This window comes from Cupriavidus sp. 96C5-1, assembly GCF_057798855.1.
On the sequence record NZ_JBYOJU010000024.1, the window covers coordinates 113,949 to 130,788 of the forward strand.

Here is a 16,840-nt window from a genome sequence, read left to right on the forward strand (position 1 = left end):
TCAAGGCAGCCGGTCGCGCGCGGCGAAGTAGGCCTGCCAGTGCGTGCCGGCCCGCCGCGACACTTTCTGCTCGAAATAGCGGCGCAGCTTGGCACGGTCGTCGGCGTTGTCCTTGACCACGGTGCCGCCGATGCAGTCGACCAGGTCGGCGGGGCTGCCGTCGCGCTGCTCCAGGAACCAGGCGCGCACGCCCACCGCGTGCGCCACGTTGACGGCCTCGGCGGTGGACATGACCGCGCTCATGCGCTCGGTGCCGCCCTCGGCCTCGCCGCCGCGGCGCGGCTGCGTGCCCTGCCCGCGCAGGTCGCGGAAGGTGGTGACCAGCAGCTCCAGCACCGGCTCCGGCACCCGCCGGGGAATGCCGCTGCGGGCCAGCAGCCGCGCCGAGGCTTCCTCCACCAGCGCCAGTTCGCGCTGGAAATCCAGGATCGGGAATACCGTCTCGAAATCGAAGCGGCGCTTGAGCGCGGCGCTCATCTCGTTGACGCCGCGGTCGCGCGTGTTGGCGGTGGCGATAATGTTGAAGCCTTCGCGGGCGTAGAGCATGCCGGCCTCGCCTCCCAGCTCCGGCACCGCCATCACCCGGTCCGACAGCATCGCCAGCAGGCAATCCTGCACCTCCAGCGGGGTGCGGGTGATCTCCTCGAAGCGCACGATGCGGCCCTGCTGCATGCCCACGTAGAGCGGCGCCGGCACCAGCGCGCGCTGGCTCGGGCCTTCGTTGATCAGCAGCGCGTAGTTCCAGCCGTATTTGATCTGGTCCTCGGTGACGGAGGCTCCCCCCTGGATGGTCAGCGTGGAGGTGCCGCTGACCGCCGCCGCCAGCAGCTCCGACAGCAAGGACTTGGCGGTGCCGGGCTCGCCCACCAGCATCAGCCCGCGCCCGGTGGCAAGCGTGACCAGGGCCCGCTCGATCATGGCAGCGGGCGCCACCAGCTTGGCGGCGATGTCCTGCCCTGCGTCGCCCAGTATGAAGCGCCGCGCGGCGGTCAGCGACAGCGCCCAGCCGGGCGGGCGCGGGGTGTCGTCGGCCGCGGCCAGGCGCGCGAGTTCATCGGCGTAGAGCAGTTCGGCGGGCGGCCGCTGGAGCGCGGGGCCGGTCTTGTCAACCATGGTGGTCTTCCGTTGATGCGAGCAGCGAGACTCGGGAGGTGGGACGGTATGGGCTCATGCGCGCAGGCTCTCCATATCGCGGATCAGCTCGCTGGCGGCGATCGGGTCGAGCCCGGCAAACTTCTCGCCGCCGCCGTTGGCGATGCCCCAGCCGTGCCCGTCGACGCCGTACTGCAAGCCTTGCAGGGTCTGCTCGGGATACTCTTCGGGCATGCCCACGATCATGCCGGGATCAAAGGTCAGTTCGATCACCCGGCTGCCGTCAACCTGCTTGGTGTAGTACCAGATGCCACCGCCGTCCTGCGCGGCGCCGCGACGCCAGCCGCGATTGGCCAGGCCGAACAGCTTGCCGGTGGGGATCACCACGCCCTTCCAGCGCTCCAGATCGACGGCCTGCTGCTCGGCCTCGGTCAGCGCATAGGTATCGCGCCCGATCTGCGGGAACGGCTGCAGCAGCTCGTAGTCGGCGAACAGCTGGCCGAAGGCTGCCGCATCGGCAGCCGGCAGCTCCAGCGCATGGGGAATGCCCACGCGGATATCATCGCCTTCCGGCAGGACGCAGCCATCATCCCCGGCCGTGGTGTAGCTGCCATCCTCGGCCACGCGGAAGCAGGCCAGCAGTTCGCCGCCGCTGTTGCCGCCATCCGTCACGCGGTACACGCCCCAGGCCAGCCGCTGCACCAGGTGGCGCACCAGCGGATGCTGCGCCAGGAAGGGCTCGAACACCGCGGCGCTCCAGCGCCGGCGCGCGCACATGGCCAGCTCCAGCCGCAGCACCTGCTGGCTGGCGATGGTGCGAGCGTCTTTCTTGAGCGCCTTGAAGCGATCCACCGCTTCCTTGGAGAGCGCGGCATCGTCGGTCTTCTTGGGCTTGGGCAGGTCGGCCAGCCGCGCGCCGTCGGCATCGCGCACGAACGGCTTGAGCGCCTCGTCGAAGCCGACCCGGAACTGGCGCGGCCCGAAATCGAGCAACAGCGTGCCATGCTCGTCCAGTCCCAGGTCGGGGGCGAGACGGTCTTCCAGCTCTTCCAGCGTGAGCCCGCGCGCCTCGGCGATCTCGTCGATCTTCTCGCGGGCGCGATCCTGCAGGCCCTTGAACTTGATCTTCTGCGCAATGCCGTTGAGGTGCATCAGCGCGACGTCGCTGCCCACCATGGCCAGCACATCGAGCCCGGCCACGGCGCGCGCATGCGCGGCCTCGCCGGGCCAGGCGCGGAGATACGGGGTGAGGCGGCGCGCGGTATCGTCGTTGCCGAGCACGCCCAGCGCGCTCAGGGCCCAGTTCTCCTTGGCGGGCGCGTTGACCAGCAGCCAGGCCGCGAAATTGTCCCAGGCAAAGTCCGCCAGCGACTCTGGCGTGCAGGCGGTCTTGACCATGTCCAGGCCGGGATAGCGGCCTTCGGCAGCAGGGAAGGCCAGCATGGTGCCCAGGTGCTGCAAGGCCGCGTCGGGCAGCGGCTTGCCAGCCCCGGGGCCGGCCGCCAGCACCGGGCGGCGGAAGCTGCCGGGCTGGAAGAAATCAGGCAGCTTGGGCAGCCTGGCAGGGAAGCGCTGCAACGGGTCCTCGTCCAGCACCGCACGCACGGCGGCAGCGATAGCGGGATCGCCGTCGCGCTGCGCGAAACGCTGCGCCATCTCCATCACCAGCGCCTCGTGCCCCGCGCCGGCCAGCGTGCGCAGCGCCATGGCGGCTTCGTCGCGCGCCTCGCCGGCACGGCCGACGGCGGCCGGGATCAGGCCGGCCGCGGCATGCTCGGGATGGCGCAGCAGCCAGGCACGGCCTGCTTCGCGCAGCGACTTGAGCCGCGCCAGCGCGCGTGCCGCCGGCGCCGCCAGCTCGATCGCGCCGAAAGGCGTCGCCAGCGGCAGCCCCTCGGTAGGCGCGCGGCGCACGGTGCCGAGCACGCCGGGCAGTACCTTCAGGCCGAAACGCGCAGCCACATAGGCGTCGTTGCTGACCGAGCCCTCGCTGGCGGCGGCATTGAACAGCGGCACCACAAGTTCCTCCGGCAGCAAGGACGCCATCATGCCATCGAGCAAGCACCAACTGGTGGCTTTGCGCACGGCCTGCCAGGCGGCGATCAGCGCCTGGGCATCGCGCTGGCGGATCGCCACCATCGCCTCCGCGAGGATGCCGTTCTTTTTGGCGCGCGAGAGGTCGAACCCCATGTCGCTGGCAAGCCGTTGCACATCGCCGGCCTTGGCCTGGTCATAGCGGCGCAACTGCCATTCGCTCTGCGCCAGCCATTCCTCGCGCTGGCCCTCGTCCCAGCGCTCGACCGCGGCCAGATCCAGCGGGGCCAGCGCCAGCGGGCCGGCCGCTGCGGCGCGCTTCTTGCGCAACCAGGGCGGATCGGCCAGCACGGCTGGCAGGTCTTCCATGGCGGCAGCCTCGGCAGGCTGCGCCAGGCGGGCTTGCAACTGCCGCAGCAGGTCGCCCTCGCCCGGGCTCAGCCACGGCAGCACGCGCTCGGCCTGCGCCGGATGCGCCTGCAGCAGCGCCGTCAGGCTGGCCGCGTAGAGGCTGGCATCCTTGCCGCCGGCAAGCGCCAGGCCAGGCAAGGCGGCGAGCGCCGCCAGCGGCCAGCGGCGCGTGGCCTCCTGGAAGCGCGCCATGGCAGGCTTGCTGCCGGCGGCCACGCGCCCCAACGCGGCAACGGCCCCGGGCAGGCCGATCGCCGCCAGGCCCTCGCCGGCCGCCTCGATGGCCGCGCCCGGCGCCAGGACCGGCAAGGCCTCGGCGCCGCGCTCGCGCAGCACGGTGGCCACCATGTCCTCCGCGCCCCAGAAATTGCTGCCCCAACCGTCCACCTTCTGGCGCTGGGCGACGGCCACCGCAGCGGGATCGGTCGCGGTCAGTTGCAGCCAGTGCAGCGACGCCGGCGCGGCGGGACCTTGCAGGCGCAGCGCGGTCTCGTTGCTGAGTGCCGGCAGGTCGGGCAGCAGCATGGCCATCGCCGGCTGGCGCGACGGCGGCAGCAGCGGCAGCGCCGCGCGGATCTTGTCCGCGCAGGCTTGCCACTGGGCTTGGCCGGCACGCGCCAGCAAGCCGCGGACCTGCCATTCGGCATCGCTGTGGATGCCGGCATAGCCGCCGCCTAGCGCTTCGCCGACATCGTCGTTCAGGCTTAGCCGGCGTTTGCGCGTATCGCGCTCCCAGCCCAACTGCGCGCCCATGGTCTGCGCCGTCAGCAAGGCGTCCACGGCGCCTTCCAGGCCGATCCGGCCAGCCATGAAGGCAACGCCGGCGGCCCCCAGGCCGTCGTCGTCGCGGAAATACTGGGAAGACAGCTTGACGACGATCGCCATCAGCACCGCGTCGGACTCGGGCGAGCCCTCCATGCGGCGGCTTTCGACACGCTGCCATGCCTCGGCATAGGCGGCCTGCCAGTGGGCGGCGCTGCCTTCGATATCCGGCTTGAGATGCTTCAGCAAGGCTGCGCGCAGGCGCACCCAGGCGCGCATCGGCTCCAGGGGCTCGGCGGGCGCGTCGCCGGGATGGCGCCGGCTGGGCAGCGCCAGGTCCTGCATCGCCTTCGGCATCAGCACGGCAGCGCCTTGCTCCAGCCAGGGCGGCGTATCGCCGCGCACGGGCGGTACGCCGGCTGCGGGGGCGGGCGTGGCTGCGGCGGCATCCGGTTCGGCGGGGGGGCCTTGCGGCGCTGGCATGGCCGGGGACGGACTTGCAGGCGCCGCGGCAAGCGCAGGCGCAGGCGCTGTGGTGGAGGCAGCAACGGCCCCGATGCTCGCCCCAGCCGCGACTGCGGCCTCCGCATAGCCCTTCCCGGTCTTCTCTGCGATCAGCCTGGCCATCGCCGCGGCGGCCTTGGCGGCATCGGCAAAGGCCTTGCTCTGGCTCTGCCCGTTGGTGCCGATCTTGCCCCAGCGCAGGTTGAGCTGGGTGTCGTCCTGTTCAACTTCCCAAAACTTGCTGGAACTGTCGCTGCGGAACTCGAAACGCCTCATTGCCTTGCTTTTCCTTTGACTTCACATCGTCGACAAGCATCGCAGACGGCCCGCGGACCTGGTCGTCCGGGCCGCGATATTGCGTGCAAGGCGTCTATGTTAAGAGAAAGGCACTAAACTGCAAAACAAAAAAACAACTCCCGCCCAGGGCAGCAGTGCCGGGCCACCGGTGAAGCGGCGGCCTGCCGGTCTGGTCCCGACGGCTCAGATGGACACCCGCCGGCCGATCTCCACCACCTGGTCGCTGGGCAGGCGAAAGAAATCGGTCACGTGCATGCCATTGCGCACCATCACGGCGAACAGGCTGCCCTGCCACCGCGACATCCGGGAATCTCCCTCGCGCAACACGACCGTTTCGAGCCCCATATAGTAGGTCACCGAATTCAGCTCGAAATCGCAAGGCAGGAATTCGGGCCGTTGCAGCAGCTTTGGAATGTCGGGCCGCTCCATGAACCCGTAGCGCACGGCGGCACGCCAGAAGTCCGGCCCCTGCTGCGTCAGCGTCAGGCGTTCCGCATCCCTGACCCACGGCACCGTCTCCGTCGATACGTTCAAGGCAATGACCTTCCGATGCAGGGCGTGGTTGCGCTTGACATGCCATCGCATCACCGGCGGCGTGCCATCCAGCGTCCGGCTCAGGAACACGGCGCCGCCGGGCACGCGCGGAATCCCCTGCGCTTCGACGTCCGCCAGGAATTGCGCGACCGGCACGATCTCTTCGTCGATGGCCGTGGAGATCGCTATCGTGCCCCGATGCCAGATCAGCATGACGGTATAGACGACCGCCGCCAGCAACAACGGCACGTACCCGCCATCCAGCACCTTGGCCAGGTTAGCCACGAAGAACCCGCCATCGATCACCACGAAAACACCCGCCACCGCCCCGCTGGCCCACACGCTCCAGCCCCAGACATCGCGCATGGCGATGAACAGCAGCATGGACGTCATCAGCATGGTGAGCGATACGGCGATACCGTAGGCGGAAGCCAGCTGGTCCGACGATTTAAAGAACAGCGCCAGCCCGACCGTCACGGCCATCAGCAGCCAGTTCACCACGCCGACGTAGATCTGCCCATAGCCCTCTTCCGAGGTTTGCCTGATCCGCAAGCGCGGCATCCAGCCCAGCTGGATCGCTTGCCGGGTCATGGAGAATGCGCCGGTGATGATCGACTGGCTGGCAATCACCGTGGCCACGGCGGCCAGGATGACCAGGGGCACCAGCAAAGCCGGCGGACACAGGCGAAAGAAGATATTGTCGGCGGTGTCCGCGCCGGACAGCACCAGCGCAGCCTGCCCGGCATAGTTGAGCAGCAGGCTGGGAAACACGATGGCGGACCATGCCAGACGGATCGGACGCGCGCCAAAGTGCCCCATATCCGCGTACAGCGCCTCGGCACCGGTCACGCAAAGAAATACGCCGCCCAGTACCAGGAAGCTGGTATAGCCGTTGGAAAACAGGAATTCCAGGCCATAGGCCGGGTTGATCGCAACCAGGACCGAGGGGTGCTGCACGATCCCGCGTATCCCCAACACCGCGATGCACAGGAACCACAGTGCCATGACCGGGCCGAACGCCCTGCCGATACGCGAGGTACCCATGGGCTGTATCGCGAACAGCGCCATCAGGATGGCCACCGTTGCCGGCAACACGTAGGATTTTGCCTCCGGGAACACCATATTCAGTCCCTCCAGCGCGGAGAGCACGGAAATCGCAGGTGTGATGGCACCGTCGCCATAAATCAGCGCCGCCCCGAATAATCCGGCCGCCACCACCAGCGGGCGCTTTTTCTTCTTGATGCCCAATAATGACATCAGCGCCAGAATACCGCCCTCCCCGTTATTATCGATACGCATGGCGAAGGAAACGTACTTCACCGTGGTCACGATAATCAGGGTCCATAAAAGCAGGCTCAGAAGACCCAGGATCACCGGCGCGGAAGGCTTGCCGCCCGACAGGGCCAGAACGGTCTTCAAGGTGTACAGCGGACTGGTGCCGATATCCCCGAATACCACGCCCAGCGCGGACAGGCCCAGAACAGTCACGCCAGAACGGTGCCTTGCAGGCACCCCCACGATCGATGGTGCTTCCGACATGCGTATCCTCCTGCCGGTCCGTTAGGACAATTTCAGAAAAATCCCAAAATGCGGATGACAAATTCATGAATCCATCAAGCCAGGCGCATCACAGGATTCATGCGAACAAACCTTATATTTTCCCGGACAGATAATTCCTACCGCTCACGCCAGGAAAAATGGCATCAATATAGCAGCATTCCTGGCCTTCCCCGGCAAAGCCACGCCTTGTCCTGCGACCGGACTCAATCCGGCCGTGAAACCGAGAGCTCCCGCGCCCAGCGCTCTGCCCAATCATTGAGCGGCGTCATGAGATTCAGCAGGTCGATGCACAGGCCGGTGAGATGGTATCCACCACCGTCGTGGTCGAGCAGGCGCGCGCTCCGCAGTTCCTTGATCCGCGTGTTCAGGACCGCGGGATTGGTATCCGCCGCCTGCTGAAGCGCGCGAAAGTTGAGCGGCCCCATCCGTAGCTCCCAGATGATACGCATGGCGCCACGACGGCCAAGCAGGTCGAACGCGGCCATGATCGGGCGGCCGGTCTCGGAGCCGCGCACCGGTGCGCCGGGAATCGGATTGCTCATGCTTTACTTTCCATAGCAGATGGTCTAATTTTGCTATGGAAAGAATAGCACAGGAGATCGTCATGACTGCCCGTATTGCCCCCGCCACCGCCCCCTTCGCCCCCGCCATCCAGCAAAGTATCGATCGCGTCATGCGAGGGGCACCGCCCATCGCGCTGTTCGCAACCCTGGCGCGGGATGCGCGGCTGGCGGGCAAGTTCTTTGGCTCCGGCCTGCTGGACAAGGGAAACATCAGCCTGCGGGACCGCGAGATCGTCATCAACCGCACCACCGCGCTGTGCGGATCGGAGTATGAATGGGGCGTGCATGTGGCACGGTTTGGAGCGGCCGCCGATCTGACCGAGGCGCAGATCGACTCGCTGGCGCGCGGCGGACCGAACGACGCCTGCTGGACTCCCGGCGAGGCCACCCTGCTTCGCCTGTGCGACGCGCTGCATCGGGATTGCCAGGTGGACGACCAACTGTGGTCGCAGCTCGCGGCGAACCATGCCGAGGAGGCGCTGCTTGAACTGCTGATGCTTGCCGGCTTCTACCGGACGGTCAGCTACCTGACCAACGTCTTGTGCCTGCCGCTGGAACCGTTCGGCAGACGCTTTCCGCCCGGCATGCCTGGACGCAGTTAAGGAAAAGAGGGCTGCGGAAACCGGCCTATGCGGCCGCCTCCACCACCACCGTCACCGCCCTTTCCGCCGCCGGGGACAGCGTGCGCTGCGCCAGATGCACGACGACGAACTCCACCGTCATGGCGGGACTCCCCGCCAGATCGAGGGCAACCAGCGCGCCCGCCTCCAGTTCGGCCTTGAGCGCGCGCGCCGGCGCCAGCAGGACGGCATCGGAATGACAAGCCAGGCGTGTCAGCGCGCGAAAGTCGTTGCACTCCACCTGGAACGGCAGGCTTTCGCCAGGGCGGCAGCCCAGCAGCCGGCGCAACTGCCCATGGCCATACGGCGGCAGGGTCACCGACACCAGGGCTGCCTCGCGCAACTGTGCCGGCGTAACGCGGCTGCGGCCGCGGCAAAGCGGATGGTCCGGGCGCACGAACCAGCCGGAACGCTCCGGCCGCAGCCGCCGCACCTCCAGTTCCGCCACGGGCGGAATCGTGCGGCGCTCCGCCACCACGAAATCCAGCGTCTCGGCGTGCAGGGCGGCAAGCAGCGCGGGCGCGCTGTTCACCTCGGCCGTGATGCGGAGCTTCGGCCAGTCCCGGCTCATCGTGGACAATACCTCGGGCAGCAGGATGGCGGCAGGGAACGGCCCCATGCCAAGCTGGACGCTACCGATTTCGTGCTGGCTCACCAGCGTGAGATCGCGTGCCAGGCAACGGGTCTCGAACAGGATGCGCCGCGCCCGCTCCGCCACCATGCGTCCCGCCGACGTCAGCGACACGCCGCGCGCGCCGCGGTCGAACAGCGGCATGCCGGCCTCGGCTTCGAGCGCCTGGATGCTGCGGGTCAGCGCGGGCTGGCTCAGGTGCACGCGGCGGGCAGCGGCCGCCAGCGAGCCTTCTTCCGCCACCGCGATCAGGTATTCCAGCCGCTTCAGATTCAATGTATGCGCTCCATGCATTGCAGGGATAAAAAACTTGCAATTGAATTATAGCTGGCAATGGACTCCAATTAGCGTCCTGCCTCTCTTCGCGTCCCGCCATGCTTCTTCGCCGCACTGCCCTCCCCGCGCTGCTCACCTTGCTCATGCTCACCGCACTCCAGTCCACCCTGGCCCAGGTCCCGGGCGCGCCGGCCTCGCCCGCCACCGCGCAAGCCAATGCGGCCTGGCTGCAAACCCTCCCCTTCGGCGACCGGCAGGATTTCGAGGATGCGCGGCGCGGCCTCGTGGCACGCTTCCCCGAGGGCGCCATCCACGGCGCCGACGGCCGCGTGGCCTGGGATTTCAACGCCTATGCCTTCGAGCGCGAGACAGGTGCGCCACCCACGGTCAACCCCAGCCTGTGGCGGCTCGCGCAGCTCAACAACGAAGCCGGCCTGTTCAAGGTCACCGACCGCATCTACCAGGTGCGCGGCGCCGACCTGTCGAACATGAACATCATCGAAGGCGACACCGGCATCATCGTGATGGACCCGCTGATCGTGGCCGAGACCGCGCATGCCGCGCTGGCGCTGTATTACGCGCACCGGCCGCGCAAGCCGGTGGTCGCGGTGATCTACACGCATAGCCATGTCGATCATTTCGGCGGCGCCAAGGGCATTGTCAGCGAGGCCGACGTAAAAGCCGGCAAGGTAGCGGTGATCGCGCCGGCCGGCTTCATGGAGGAAGCCATCAGCGAGAACGTGCTGGCGGGCAACGCCATGAGCCGGCGCGCGCAATACATGTACGGCGCCGGCCTGCCGCGCAGCGCGACCGGACAGGTCGACGCCGGCCTTGGCAAGGGCACCTCGCGCGGCACGGTGACGCTGCTCGCGCCTACCGACCTGATCGGCAAGACCATCGACACCCGCCGCATCGACGGCATCGACATCGAGTTCCAGCTCACGCCGGGCACCGAGGCGCCAGCGGAGATGAACCTCTACTTCCCGCAGATGCGCACCCTGTGCATCGCGGAGAACGCCGCCCGCACCCAGCACAACATCCTGACCATCCGCGGCGCGCAGGTGCGCGACGCCAAGGCCTGGTCGTACTACATCGGCCAGGCCCTGGCCCGCTACGGCGAGCGCAGCGACATCCTGATCGCGCAGCACCACTGGCCGACCTGGGGCCAGGCGCGCATCAACGAGTTCCTCTCCGACCAGCGCGACATGTACGCCTACCTGAACGACCAGACGCTGCGCCTGATGAACCACGGCCTCACCCCCATGGACATTGCCGACACGCTGCGCAAGCTGCCCGAACCGCTGGCCAGCAAATGGTATGCGCGCGATTACTACGGCTCGATCAGCCACAACGTACGCGCCGTCTACCAGCGCTACCTGGGCTTCTACGACGGCAATCCGGCCCACCTCGACCCCTTGCCGCCGGTGCAGACCGCAACCAAGACCATCGAATGGATGGGCGGCCCCGACGCCGTGCTGGCGAAAGCGCGTGAAGCCTATGCCCGTGGCGAATACCGCTGGGTGGCGCAGATCGGCAATGAACTGGTGTTCGCCGACCCGTCCAACGCCGCAGCCCGCGCGCTGCAGGCGGATGCGCTGGAACAGCTCGGCTACCAGAGCGAGAACGCCACCTGGCGCAACGCCTACCTGAGCGGCGCGCAAGAGCTGCGCAATGGCGTCAGAAAGGGCACGCCCGGCGGCACTTCCTCGCCCGACCTGGTGCGCGCGCTGACCGTGCCGCATTTCTTCGACTACCTGGCCGTGCGCCTGAATGCCGACAAGGCCGCCGGCAAGACCATGACGCTGAACTGGAGCTTCACCGACCTGCGGCAGCGCTATGCCATGACCTTGCGCAACAGCGCGCTGACCTACCTGGCCGACGCGCAGCATCCCCAGGCCACGGCATCGATCACGCTGGACAAGGCCACGCTGGACCGCATCAGCCTGAAGCAGCTGACCCTGCCCGATGCCGTGCGCAACGGCAGCATCCGCATTGCGGGCGACCCGCAGGCGGTGGCGTCGCTGTTCGGCATGCTGGATACGTTTGACGGCCACTTCAATATCGTGACGCCGCAAGCGGCGCCTTGAATGGTGCATCGTCGCGCCCTAAGTTGGAGGCACGCGCGCGTCCTGGCAAGGGCGTGGGGCGCACGCAACCGGAGACCGACATGACCACCCCGCTTTCCATCGTGCAGGCAGCCTATGCAGCATATGGCCGCCACGACGTCAATGCCATCCTGGATCTGGTAGCAGACAAGGTCGACTGGAAGCTGGTGGGCCCGCCTCAGATTCCTTACACCGGGCAGCGCAACGACAAGGCCGAAGTCGCCACCTTCTTCACTCAGCTCGAGCAGACGGACGACACGCTTCTCTTCGAGCCGCGCGAGTTCATCGAGTCAGGCGACCATGTGGTGGTACTCGGTTTCCTGCGCGGGACCGCGCGCGCCGAGGGCAAGCTGATCGAGACGGAATGGGTACACGTCTTCACTGTCGTTGACGGCAAGATCCGCCGCTGGCGAGGCTTTGCCGATACCGCGGCCCGTTTTATATAAGGCGAGCGGCATGCAGGATGTGCCTTGCGGGATGCGGCGCGCTTGCGCGCAAGCCAGGCTTCGCGCAAGCCGCAAGACGTTCGACGGAATCTGCGCAAAGCCGGCGTGCCGGCTTGAGCGGCCCGCCCGCCTGCTCAGGCCTGGCCTCGCGCCGGTGCCGCGGCGCTGTTCCGTGCGCCGCTTCCCAGCGTTTCCTCGAAAAACTGCAGCAGCGCCTGGACCCGGGCCGTACGGCCGCGCCGGGTCGGCACCAGCAAGGTCACCGGCGCGCTGTCGAACTCCCAGTCGGCCAGGACGCGGACCAGCGTGCCACGCGCCACCGCCTCGGCGGCATCCCATTCCGACCGCAGCACCAGCCCAAGCCCCTGCTCCGCCCACTGCCGCGCGACGCTGCCGTCGTTGGTGGTAAAGGCAGGTACGACACGCAAGGTTTCACGGACCGGTGACTTCCGCCCCCGCCCCCTTTCCGCACCCGGCCGGCGAAAGCGCCATAGTGTCACGTCCTCGTCGTTCTCGCGGATGCAGATGCAGGCGTGCCCGAGCAGCTCGCGCGGCTCCCCAGGCGTCCCGTGCGCGCGGAGGTAGGCCGGACTGGCGCACAGCCACCGCGCGTTCGGCGCCAGCGTGCGGGCAATCCAGGACGAGTCCCGCACCACGCCGATATGGATCACGGCGTCGGAGTCCTGCCGGTCCGGCCAGGGCGTTTCCCGCAGGTCCAGTTGCAGGCGCAAGCCCGGGTGCAACTGCGCGAAGCGCGCGAGCAAGGGCGCGATATGGTGCCGCCCGTAGCCAAAGGGCGCGGCAATGCGCAGCGTGCCCGTCAAGCGGCGATCCTCGCGCCGAAAGGATTCGGGCAACGCTTCCAGTTGCGCCAGCAGCGCCGCGCCCTCCTGCGCGAAGCGCTCCCCTTCCGCCGTCAGGCTAAGCCGCCGGGCGGTGCGCGTGGCGAGCGCCAGCCCCAGGGTCGCTTCCAGTTTCCGCAAGCGCGCGGAGAGCGCCGGCGGCGTTACATTCAGCGCGCGCGCCGCCGCGCTGAGGGATGGCGCCTGCGCCAGCGCGTCGACCAGGCGCAGGTCCTCGATCTGGATCATTCACTTCCGCTTAACGATTGATGTTCCAGTATTTAACCACGTACCACCCATTCGTTCCTACACTGAGGGCCTGTCGCTGCGATGACCGGCGCGCCACATCTCACCTTCGCCTTTGAAAAGGACCCCATGGATACTTCCGATCCGTCTCTTGCCCAAACCTGGCCCCGCGCGGTCCTGTTCGATCTGCTGACCGCCCTGCTGGACTCCTGGACCGTCTGGAATGCCGCCGCCGGCTCGGAGGCGCAAGGCCGGGCGTGGCGTGCGGAGTACCTGAAGCGAACCTACGGCTGCGGCGCCTATGTCAGCTACGAACAGCTTGTGCGGGAAGCCGCCCGGCACGTGGGCCTGCCTCCAAGTGCGCCGGATGCGCTAGAAGCCGGCTGGGACGCACTCCCGGCCTGGGATGGTGCCCGCGCCCTGCTGAAGGCCCTGCGGCCCCATTGCCGCCTGGCGGTAGTGACGAACTGCTCGACCCGGCTGGGCCGCCGGGCTGCTGCCCTGCTGGATATCGACTGGGACGCGGTGGTCACGTCCGAGGAAGCCGGCTTCTACAAACCGGATCCCCGGCCCTATCGGCTCGCGCTGGCACGACTGGGCGTGCCGGCGGCGGATGCGGCATTCGTCGCGGGTTCGGGCTACGACATGTTCGGCACCTCGGCCACAGGCTTGCGCACCTACTGGCATAACCGGGTGGGCCTTGCCCTGCCCGCGGGCGCCCCGGCACCCGAAGCCGAGTCCGCGACACTGGAACCGGCGCTGCCGTGGCTCCGGGGCTTTCATGCGACGGGCCGCCAGGATGCCTAGCGCCAACGCCCTCCTCTCAGGACAAGTTACGACGAGTATGGAAGACATGGACAATATCGACTTTTCCCCGGCCGCACTCCTGCGCCTCGATACGCCGGCTGCAGTGATAGACACCGTCCGCATGCAACGCAATATCCAGCGCATGCAGGCACGCATGGACGCGCTCGGCGTGCGCTTCCGCCCGCATGCCAAGACCAGCAAGTGCACGCCTGTCGTGCAAGCCCAGTTGCAGGCCGGGGCGCGCGGCATCACCGTCTCCACGATCAAGGAGGCGGCGCACTTCTTCGCCGATGGCATCGACGACATCCTCTACGGCGTTGGCATGGTGCCGAGCAAGCTGCCCCAGGCCCTGGCGCTGCGCCGGCGCGGCTGCGACCTGAAGATCGTCACCGACAGCGTGGCTTCCGCCCAGGCCATCGCCGCCTTCGGCGCCGAGCATGGCGAAGCGTTCGAGGTCTGGATCGAGATCGACACCGATGGCCACCGCTCCGGCATCCGTGCGGACGAAGCCGCCCTGATCGAGGTTGGCCGCATCCTGCACGAAGGCGGAGCGCGCCTGGGCGGCGTGATGACCCACGCCGGCTCCAGCTACGACCTGGATACGCCCGAGGCCCTGGCCGCGATGGCCGAGCAGGAGCGCGCCGGCTGCGTCACGGCGGCGCAGCGGCTGCGCGAAGCGGGGCTGCCTTGCCCGGTGGTCAGCGTGGGATCCACGCCCACCGCGTTGTCCGCCCGGCACCTGGAAGGCGTTACGGAAGTGCGCGCCGGGGTCTACGTGTTCTTCGACCTGGTGATGCGCAACGTCGGTGTCTGCGCCACGGACGATGTGGCGCTCAGCGTGCTGGCCACCGTGATCGGACACCAGCCGGAAAAGGGCTGGGCCATCGTCGATGCAGGCTGGATGGCGATGAGCCGCGACCGCGGCACGCAGAAGCAGAAGCACGATTGCGGCTATGGCCAGGTTTGCGCCGTCGACGGTACCGTGATCCCTGGCTACGTGCTCAGCGGCGCCAACCAGGAGCACGGCATCCTCGCGCGGGAGGGCTCGCCGGATACCGGCATCGCGGCACGCTTCCCGGTCGGCACGCTGCTGCGCATCCTGCCCAATCATGCCTGCGCCACCGGCGCACAGTTTCCCGCCTACCAGGCCCTCGCCGAAGACGGCCAGATCGCCACCTGGAGCCGGTTCCACGGCTGGTAGGCATGCCGGCGGAGCATGCAGTGGCGAGCAAGGACTGCCCGCGCCCGAAGATAACCGCCTGAACGGGCACATGAACGCCGGCCGGCATCGGGTGGACCGAAGTCATGGCCATGCGCGGCCCGTGAATGACTACAATGCAAGACGGAATTTCGAAGGTGGCTTGCCCCCGCAATCGAAGCAGCGGCTGGCCACGCCGGCAAGGATCGGGAGAACCGCATGAGCATCGACCTGAAGCGTTTCAAGCCGCTGGACCCGGGCCGCGTCAACACGATGGATGCCATCGATGTGCAGTATTGGTGCTCGGACCTGAACTGCACGCAAGCGGAACTTGAAGACGCGGTATCCAAGGCCGGCGATCACATTTCGGCGGTGCGGGCGCACCTGGAGGCCTCGCACCCGGACAGGCGGCACGGGTAGCCGCGCGCCGGGAGCCGCGGCTGCGCCCGGTACGCAGCCGCGCCTGCGGGAACGGGCCTGCCTCAGGCCAATGCGCCGGCCTGCCGCATGTCGATCACGCGTTGCGCCTTGCCGGTGGCCGTCGTCTTGATCTCGCCGGCATTCAGTACCCGCACGGCGGCGGAAACGCCGACCATCGTCTTCACCCGATGCTGCAGTTCGCGCGCAAGCTGCGCGCGCTCGCTATCGGCGAGCGCGTCGCAGATCCCGGCCCGCGCCTCGACCGACACGGATAGCGCATCCATATGCCCATCGCGCGTGATGCATAGCTGGTAGTTCCCGCTAAGCCGGGAGATGCCGAGAACCAGCTCCTCGATCTGGCTCGGGAATACATTGACGCCGCGGATGATGAGCATGTCGTCCGAACGGCCGGTGATCTTCGCCAGCCGCCGCATGCCGCGCGACGTTGGCGGCAGCAGCGACGTCAGGTCGCGCGTCCGGTAGCGGATCATCGGCATGGCTTCCTTGGAGAGCGAGGTGAACACCAGCTCGCCCGGGCTGCCATCGGGCAGGACTTCCCCGCTGACCGGATCGATGATCTCGGGATAGAAGTGATCCTCCCAGATCACCGGCCCGTCTTTGCTTTCAATGCATTCGCACGCCACGCCCGGACCCATGATTTCCGAGAGACCGTAGATGTCGAGGGCCTGTATGCCGGCGCGTGTCTCGATCTCGCTGCGCATGCCCTGGGTCCACGGCTCGGCGCCGAAAATGCCGACCCGCAGGGACGACTGCGCCGGATCCATGCCCTGCCGCGCCATTTCGTCGATCAGGTTGAGCATGTACGAGGGCGTGACGAGGATGATGGAAGGCTCGAAATCGCGGATCAGCTGAACCTGTTTCTCGGTCTGCCCGCCGGACATCGGCACAACCATGCAGCCGAGCCGCTCCGCGCCGTAGTGGATACCCAGGCCGCCGGTGAACAGGCCGTAGCCAAAGGCATTGTGCAGCGTGTCGCCGCGGCGCCCGCCCGCGGCACGTATCGAACGGGCCGTCACATTGGCCCAGGTATCGATGTCCTTCGCCGTATAGCCCACCACGGTCGGCTTGCCGGTCGTGCCGCTCGATGCGTGCACGCGCACGACCTCGTCCTTCGGGACGGCGAACAGGCCGAACGGATAGTTGTCGCGCAGGTCCTGCTTCGACGTGGTCGGGAACCTGGCCAGGTCGGACAATTGGCGCAGGTCGTCCGGGTGGACGCCGGCGGCATCGAAGGCGCGGCGATAGTGCGGCACGTTGTCATAGGCATGCCTGAGCGACCACTTGAGCCGTTGCAGTTGCAGCGCCTGCAACGCGTCGCGGCTGGCTAGTTCGATGGGCTCGAGTTCGCCCGGTTGAGGGATTGGCTGGACCACGGTTGTCTCCTGGTGATGACGCGACGCAATAGGATTGGACAGTGGCGGGGATGGGGGCGCCACTCAGCGGCTTGCCAGCCTGGCGTACGCAGCGGAAC

13 protein-coding genes are annotated in these 16,840 nt (G+C 67.8%); 6 read left to right on the forward strand and 7 right to left on the reverse strand.

Annotation, left to right across the window (positions count from 1 at the left end):
- The 4 genes from AC3FOF_RS24330 to AC3FOF_RS24345 form a co-directional block, all read right to left on the reverse strand.
- A complete protein-coding gene (locus tag AC3FOF_RS24330; protein ID WP_488728020.1) occupies positions 1-1,113 on the reverse strand; it encodes an ATP-binding protein in 1,113 nt (370 codons plus the stop codon).
- Between the two features lie 54 nt (positions 1,114-1,167).
- Positions 1,168-5,079: a DUF4132 domain-containing protein gene (locus tag AC3FOF_RS24335; RefSeq protein ID WP_488728021.1), complete on the reverse strand. Its 3,912-nt coding sequence runs from the start codon at positions 5,077-5,079 to the stop codon at positions 1,168-1,170.
- A gap of 204 nt (positions 5,080-5,283) precedes the next feature.
- The gene (locus AC3FOF_RS24340) at positions 5,284-7,173 is read right to left on the reverse strand and encodes a potassium transporter Kup (RefSeq protein WP_488728022.1); all 1,890 of its coding nucleotides are present in this window, start codon (positions 7,171-7,173) and stop codon (positions 5,284-5,286) included.
- A 224-nt stretch (positions 7,174-7,397) separates the two neighbouring features.
- Positions 7,398-7,736 (reverse strand): winged helix-turn-helix transcriptional regulator, encoded by a 339-nt coding sequence (locus tag AC3FOF_RS24345; protein ID WP_488728023.1) that lies wholly within the window; start codon positions 7,734-7,736, stop codon positions 7,398-7,400.
- 62 nt (positions 7,737-7,798) lie between these two features.
- Between AC3FOF_RS24345 and AC3FOF_RS24350 the strand changes: the two genes are divergently transcribed.
- Positions 7,799-8,359: a carboxymuconolactone decarboxylase family protein gene (locus tag AC3FOF_RS24350; protein ID WP_488728024.1), complete on the forward strand. Its 561-nt coding sequence runs from the start codon at positions 7,799-7,801 to the stop codon at positions 8,357-8,359.
- A 25-nt stretch (positions 8,360-8,384) separates the two neighbouring features.
- Here the strand turns inward: AC3FOF_RS24350 and AC3FOF_RS24355 are convergent, their stop codons facing one another.
- The gene (locus AC3FOF_RS24355; protein WP_276263817.1) at positions 8,385-9,284 is read right to left on the reverse strand and encodes a LysR family transcriptional regulator; all 900 of its coding nucleotides are present in this window, start codon (positions 9,282-9,284) and stop codon (positions 8,385-8,387) included.
- Between the two features lie 98 nt (positions 9,285-9,382).
- Between AC3FOF_RS24355 and AC3FOF_RS24360 the strand changes: the two genes are divergently transcribed.
- Positions 9,383-11,371: an alkyl/aryl-sulfatase gene (locus AC3FOF_RS24360; protein WP_488728025.1), complete on the forward strand. Its 1,989-nt coding sequence runs from the start codon at positions 9,383-9,385 to the stop codon at positions 11,369-11,371.
- Between the two features lie 80 nt (positions 11,372-11,451).
- Positions 11,452-11,835, forward strand: coding sequence for a nuclear transport factor 2 family protein (locus tag AC3FOF_RS24365; RefSeq protein ID WP_017226869.1), 384 nt, complete (start codon positions 11,452-11,454; stop codon positions 11,833-11,835).
- 134 nt (positions 11,836-11,969) lie between these two features.
- Here the strand turns inward: AC3FOF_RS24365 and AC3FOF_RS24370 are convergent, their stop codons facing one another.
- On the reverse strand, positions 11,970-12,926 hold the full coding sequence (locus AC3FOF_RS24370; protein WP_017226868.1) for a LysR family transcriptional regulator: 957 nt from the start codon (positions 12,924-12,926) through the stop codon (positions 11,970-11,972).
- A 126-nt stretch (positions 12,927-13,052) separates the two neighbouring features.
- Between AC3FOF_RS24370 and AC3FOF_RS24375 the strand changes: the two genes are divergently transcribed.
- From AC3FOF_RS24375 to AC3FOF_RS24385, 3 genes are all read left to right on the forward strand, one after another.
- Positions 13,053-13,730, forward strand: a complete 678-nt coding sequence (locus AC3FOF_RS24375; protein ID WP_276263820.1) for an HAD family hydrolase — start codon at positions 13,053-13,055, stop codon at positions 13,728-13,730.
- A gap of 46 nt (positions 13,731-13,776) precedes the next feature.
- On the forward strand, positions 13,777-14,931 hold the full coding sequence (locus AC3FOF_RS24380) for a DSD1 family PLP-dependent enzyme (RefSeq protein ID WP_488728026.1): 1,155 nt from the start codon (positions 13,777-13,779) through the stop codon (positions 14,929-14,931).
- A 216-nt stretch (positions 14,932-15,147) separates the two neighbouring features.
- Positions 15,148-15,348, forward strand: a complete 201-nt coding sequence (locus AC3FOF_RS24385) for a DUF3606 domain-containing protein (protein WP_017226865.1) — start codon at positions 15,148-15,150, stop codon at positions 15,346-15,348.
- Positions 15,349-15,410: 62 nt separating this feature from the next.
- On the opposite strand, the gene paaK is transcribed toward AC3FOF_RS24385, so the two are convergent.
- Entirely contained in the window at positions 15,411-16,742 is a 1,332-nt protein-coding gene (gene paaK / locus AC3FOF_RS24390; RefSeq protein ID WP_017226864.1) for a phenylacetate--CoA ligase PaaK, read from the reverse strand.
- Between the last annotated feature and the right edge of the window lie 98 nt (positions 16,743-16,840).